The 5,798-nt window shown below is 68.7% G+C and carries 5 protein-coding genes; 1 reads left to right on the top strand and 4 read right to left on the bottom strand.

The features are described from left to right. Window positions 1–330 precede the first annotated feature (330 nt). A complete protein-coding gene (locus ACFFCA_RS18170; RefSeq protein WP_375487384.1) occupies window positions 331–1,605 on the bottom strand; it encodes an MFS transporter in 1,275 nt (424 codons plus the stop codon). A gap of 164 nt (window positions 1,606–1,769) precedes the next feature. Here ACFFCA_RS18170 and ACFFCA_RS18165 point away from each other — a divergent pair, with 164 nt between their 5' ends. Beyond that, window positions 1,770–3,029, top strand: a complete 1,260-nt coding sequence (locus tag ACFFCA_RS18165) for an EAL domain-containing protein (RefSeq protein ID WP_375487382.1) — start codon at window positions 1,770–1,772, stop codon at window positions 3,027–3,029. Window positions 3,030–3,149: 120 nt separating this feature from the next. Here the strand turns inward: ACFFCA_RS18165 and ACFFCA_RS18160 are convergent, their stop codons facing one another. The 3 genes from ACFFCA_RS18160 to ACFFCA_RS18150 all read right to left on the bottom strand — a co-directional run. Continuing rightward, the gene (locus tag ACFFCA_RS18160) at window positions 3,150–3,770 is read right to left on the bottom strand and encodes a MazG family protein (protein WP_375487380.1); all 621 of its coding nucleotides are present in this window, start codon (window positions 3,768–3,770) and stop codon (window positions 3,150–3,152) included. A gap of 11 nt (window positions 3,771–3,781) precedes the next feature. Beyond that, the gene (locus ACFFCA_RS18155; RefSeq protein WP_375487378.1) at window positions 3,782–4,360 is read right to left on the bottom strand and encodes a hypothetical protein; all 579 of its coding nucleotides are present in this window, start codon (window positions 4,358–4,360) and stop codon (window positions 3,782–3,784) included. A 122-nt stretch (window positions 4,361–4,482) separates the two neighbouring features. Continuing rightward, window positions 4,483–5,798: TRCF domain-containing protein (locus ACFFCA_RS18150; RefSeq protein WP_375487376.1), on the bottom strand; the 1,316-nt coding region annotated here is incomplete at its 5' end.

The raw sequence follows: 5,798 nt of genomic DNA, 5'->3' as shown, positions 1-5,798 counted from the left end.
CACCGACATGACGCAGGGCTGGGGTTTTTAGTGAATTGCACTCAACAGTCGCGCACTGCGGGCCCGCATCAGCTTTCCGGTGCTAATTCCGGGCCACCATTCGCGACATCTCGTAGCGTCACTGATTGTGACGCGCTGTATCGCAGTGATAACTAGAAGCAGACGGGCGATTCGCAATCGGCCCTTGGTACCTGTACCGCTCCGTAATGGCCAATTCCCGAGCGTTTACCGCCACTGAACAACGGCGACGTGAGTCTCTGCCAGACTCCGCTTCGGATCCCGGGCTGTGCGCCCCGATTTGTCGGCTTCAGCGTTGACGTTTCGCCTTCCTCACGCCTCGCCGGCCGATGACAAGTCAGACCGGCGGTGACGGATTGTTGCGAGCGCGGCAGCCGTTACGCTTCCGCACGCCCCCGCCAGGGCCACGCTAGCTGCGGCTCCGATCCAGCCGGCAAGGGCGCCGAAGAGCACGAGTCCCACGCCCTGGGACCCCACGAGAATCGCACTCGCGCGCGCGATGACGGCCGTGCGCAGCACTTCCGGGATTGCTTTCACGACCAAGGTCGTGGTCTCGAGCTGGTAGGCCGCGAGCAGGCCGGACAGGAACCAGCACCCGAGAGTCACGACAACAGGTGGTTGAACGACAGTGACGACGAGCGGCAGCCCACAGCACGTCGCCATCGCAGCCGCAATCTGCGGCTCCCGTCCCCGAGGAACCCAGCGAATGAGTGCGGCCGCTCCGAGCGCCCCACCGAGGGGCAGGGCCGCGAGCAGGAGCCCCGCGGTTACCGCCGAGCGACCCAGGTCGTCAGCGAGCGGAACGGCCAGAGCTTCGGGAACGACGAAGAACCCGGCGAGGGAACTCAACGCCACGAGCCACCGCAGCCGAGGATCGCCCCACAACCCTCCGAAGCGCGGGGCAGAAGCAACAGACGCGGCGTGATCGTCGAACGCAGTCGCCGAGGCCCGCTGCCGCGCCGCGGTGGACCTGCGTGCCACCCCGAACAAGATCATGACGGCCGAGAACACGAACGTGGCCGCGTTCACCAAGAGGGCGCCGGCCGGTTCGAGCACCGCTACCAGGACACCCCCGGTCGCAAATCCTGCGACCTGTGCGACCTGACTGGTCAGCATGCGCAATCCCGTGCCGGCCCGGAAGGTCGACGTGTCCATCTGAGTGGACAGATACGACACCGACGCCGCAGAGAACGCCGGGCCCAGGTAGACCGCTACGACGAGCAGAACGATGAGCGCCAGCAGAGGCATCCCATGCAGGGCCATTGCCGAGAACAGCAGTGCGCGCGCCACTTCGCACGCCACCATCGTCACCTTCAAGGGAACCCGTCCCCCGCGCACCAGGCCCACGCTGAAGCCACCGACGATCGCCGGCACGTACGTCAAGGCGTATGTCAACGCGGTCGCGCTGGTGGATCCGGTCCGGTCGAAGACCAGCACGGACAGAGCGACCCGCGCCAGCTGATCCCCGGCGATGGAGATGGCCTCGGCGACGTAGAGCACTGCGAAGACCCGGATACGGAGCGCGTCGACGAACCGCGCTCGCCCGTGCCGCACGTCCGTTTCGTCGAGTGCGGGGGCCACGATCACGGAGCGTAGTGCTACTTCGCGCAACTCGAACCGTGTTCCGCAGGCCTTGTGCATGACGACCGTGCACAATGTCCTCGGAACCTTCAGCTGCGCCTCAGCCGAGACGCGTGCACAGATCGCCCACACAGTGGGTGGGCCGATGACCGACGGGATCGACGGGGGGCATGACAACCGAATCCACCGACATGGCTTTCATCCGGTCTCTCGGACGACGCATCGGACTCCGGCTCATCGTCGCGGTGCCGATCAACCGTCGAGCCCGGGTGGTGCTGCTCGATGCTCAGGAGCAGGACACCCGGACGTCGACTGCGATGAACGTGTCGCAGGTCGAGGCCGTGGGCCGTCATTGGCTGCGCGCGGTCAGCGGGGCACTCGCCGAGGACGAGGACGCCCTGGAGTTGCCCGATGCCTCCGTCTTCCTCTCCCCCGTGCGCACGGGGGACGACGATCTGTACGGCGTCCTCGTCGCGGTGAAGAAGGTCGGACAACCATGGACCGAGGGCGAGCGGCAGCTGCTCCGTTTCGCCAGCGAGCACTTCCGCGACGACCTCGAGACCTGGGTGACCCGGCCGTCACCCGACACCACGATGCCCGCGTCGGACGGTCTCGGGGACGTGCGACCGGAGTTGCCCGCACGCGACCGGTCGACGCCCTACGAGGGGGAGCTGCGGCTGAAGTACCAGCCGGAAATCGACCTGCGCAACGGACGCATCGTCGCGGTCGAGGCGCTGGCCCGATGGGCGCACCCGGAGCGCGGCGAGGTCGGACCGGAGGACTTCATCGGCCTGGCCGAGCAGACCGGGCTGATCCGGGTCGTCGGCAGCTGGATCATCGACCACTCCCTGCGGGAGTTCGCCGAGTTCACCAAACACGCCCAGGCCCCGCTGGTGCTGCGTGTCAACGTCTCACCGGTGCAGATCCTCGACGACGACCTGGTCTCCCGGTTCGCGTCCCGACTCGAGGCGTACGGGCTGCGCGGCGAGCAGGTGTGCGTCGAGCTCACCGAGAACGTCCTGGTCGGCGACGTCCCGAAGGTGACCGAGGCACTGGCCGGGTTGCGCCGGCTCGGCGTGCGTTCTGCCCTTGACGACCTCGGGTCCGGCTTCAGTCACCTCGCCCGGCTGCGTGATTTCCCGGTCGACGCGATCAAGATCGACCGGGCTCTCGTCACCGGCCTGACCGACGACTGGCGTGCGCAGGCGATCGTTCTCTCCCTCGTCCGGTTGGCCGACGACCTGGGCATCGAACTCGTGGCCGAGGGCGTGGACAACGATGCCGACGCCGAGACCCTGGTACGGCTGGGATGCATCCGCGCACAGGGCCACCACCTGGCGCTCCCGATGGAGCCCGCACAGCTCACGCAGCTCTTGGAACGCGGTGGGATCGACGTGCCGCGGTCGGCCGCCGATTCGGTGAGCGACTGATCAGCTGTCGGCTACTCCTTGTGCTTTCACGCTACCCAGGGTTATGGTCTGAACAGCTCGTCCGGCAACTCCCCCCGTGTTGCCGGACGAGCATTTCTCTGCCCGCCCGACCGCACCCAGTCAGGAGCCGGCACCCTCGGCCGCGAGGATCGCGTTCCGGTAGTCCCGGGCGACGCGCCGCAGCTCCGTCTCGGGGTCCACGCCCTGCGCGACCGCCTGCTGGACCAGCGCGAACAGTTGCCTCCCGATGTCGTCCCCAGGCGTCAGCTCGGGGGTGAGACCGTGTCGCTGCGCACGCGCCACGAGTTTCGCCGTCAGTGCGAGCGCCGGCTGGGCCACCGGCACGCCGTCGACGGCCGAGGTGCGGCCCTTCTCGGCCACCTTCTGCCGCTCCCACGCCTCGTTCAGGTCGGCGGCCGAACCGGTCGACGCGCCGGCGAACACGTGCGGGTGGCGTCGGATCAGCTTCTCGACCAGATCGGTTGCGACATCCTCGATGTCGAACCCGTCCGGCCGCTCCGCGGCGATCCGGGCGTGGAAGAGCACCTGCAGGAGCAGGTCGCCGAGTTCCTCGCGCAGCAAGCTCGCGTCGTCGGTCTCGATGGCCTCGAGGACCTCGTAGCTCTCCTCGACCAGATAGCGGGTGAGCGACGAGTGCGTCTGTTCCGCGTCCCAGGGGCACCCGCCGGGCGAGCGTAGGCGGTCCATCACCTCGACCGCCCGTTCCAGCGGCGACGTCACGGTCGGTGGCCTCAGGGCTGGGTGGACGACGTGGTCTGCAACCGCAGGAACGTCGGCACACCGGCCTTCGCGTCGCTGACGAGGCGCAGGTTCTTGGTGTCCCACGTGCCGTAGCGGGGGTTGACCGACACCGGGAAGCGCAGCTTCTTCAGCACCGCCGAGAGGTCCGCGCCCTGCTGTTGTTCCTGGTTGAGCAACGAGGCGAGCACCTGGACGTCGACGATGGCCGAGTCGAAGGACGGCCGGTAACCCTTGACCCCGAGTCGCTCGACGGTGGCCTTCGTCGAGCTACCGGCCAGGTACTGCCGACGCAGCGTCGTGAGCTGTCCGCTGGTGGGAGCGCCGGTCGGGGACGCCTGGAGAATCTTGCGGTAGAGCCGCTGCCGGATCAGGATGTCGACGACGAACGGCTTGGGCGCGACGCTCTGGGTGCCGTCGCTGCTCTTCAACGGCTGGGCCGACGAGGTGAGGTAGTCGGCGACGTCGGACTCGCTGACACGGTGGCCGTCGATGGTCGCGGCGCTACCCACGTTGGTACGGCAGGCCGTCAGGCCGGAGACACCGAGCACCAGCGCCGCGGCGACGGCCACGGACCGCACCCCCAGGGCGCGAACGCTGATCGCGCGAAGTCCCACGACGTCCCTTTCGACGATGACACGAACTGACCACCAGAATGTCATGACGCCCCTCGACGGCGGCGGGCAGCCCGAACTCAGCCGGCGGTCGCCAGCTGGCCGGTGACCGCCTCGAGGACCTCGGCGCACCAGCGCAGCAGCGCGACGTCCCGCAACGGTTCGCCGCCGAAGCGCGCCTCCGCGAACGTTCCGTCCGGCTTCACGACCCCCTTGGGCCGCGGGACCGTCACGGTGCCCACGGCCGGCTTGTAACCCGCGCGATCGTAGAGCCGGGTCAGCCGCAGCTGGGCCGATTCGGCGAGCTCCAGCGGGGAGAAGCGGACGGTGCCACCCTGCGCCCCGCCGCCCTGCAGCGATACCTCGGTGACGCCGAAGCGTCGGCAGACCACCTTGAACCGGGCCACCGCGAGCAGGTTCTCGACCTGCGCGGGGATGGGCCCGTAGCGGTCGAGCAGCTCGGCCCGGACGCCGTCGACCGCCTCGTCGGTGGTCGCCGAGGCCAACGCGCGGTAGGCCTCGAGCCGCAACCGCTCACCAGGCAGGTAGTCGACGGGCAGGTTGGCGTCGACGGGCAGGTCGACCTTCACCTCGTGCTGCTCGTCCGGGGACTCGCCGCGGAAATCGGCGACGGCCTCGCCCACCAGCCGGACATAGAGGTCGAACCCCACGCCGGCGATGAACCCGGACTGCTCGCCGCCCAGCAGGTTGCCGGAGCCGCGGATCTCGAGGTCCTTCATGGCGACGGCCATGCCCGCGCCCATCTCGGTGTGCTGCGCGATGGTGGCCAGCCGGTCGTAGGCGGTCTCGGTGAGGGGCTTCTCCGGCGGATAGGTGAAGTAGGCGTACCCGCGCTCGCGGGCGCGCCCCACCCGACCGCGCAGCTGGTGCAGCTGGGAGAGCCCGAACATGTCGGCGCGGTCGACGATCAGGGTGTTCGCGTTGGGGATGTCGAGACCGGACTCGACGATGGTCGTGGCCACGAGCACGTCGTACTGCTTCTCCCAGAAGCCCAGCATGATCTGCTCGAGCTGGCCCTCCCCCATCTGCCCGTGCGCCACCGCGATCCGCGCCTCGGGCACGATCTCGGCCAGCCTCGACGCCGCGCGGTTGATCGACTCGACCCGGTTGTGGATGTAGAACACCTGACCGTCGCGCAGCAGCTCGCGGCGGATCGCGGCGCCGACCTGGCGCTGGTCATAGGCGCCGACGAACGTGAGGATCGGGTGCCGCTCCTCGGGCGGCGTGAGGATCGTCGTCATCTCCCGGATGCCGGTGAGCGACATCTCGAGGGTCCGCGGGATCGGGGTGGCCGACATGGTGAGCACGTCCACGGCGGTGCGCAGGCTCTTCAGGTACTCCTTGTGCTCGACGCCGAAGCGCTGCTCCTCGTCGA

The sequence above is a fragment of the uncultured Jatrophihabitans sp. genome (assembly GCF_964252635.1).
Taxonomy (GTDB): Bacteria; Actinomycetota; Actinomycetes; order Mycobacteriales; family Jatrophihabitantaceae; genus Jatrophihabitans.
The sequence above is the reverse complement of the archived record's forward strand: the minus strand, read 5'-3'. Positions and strand labels throughout refer to the sequence as shown.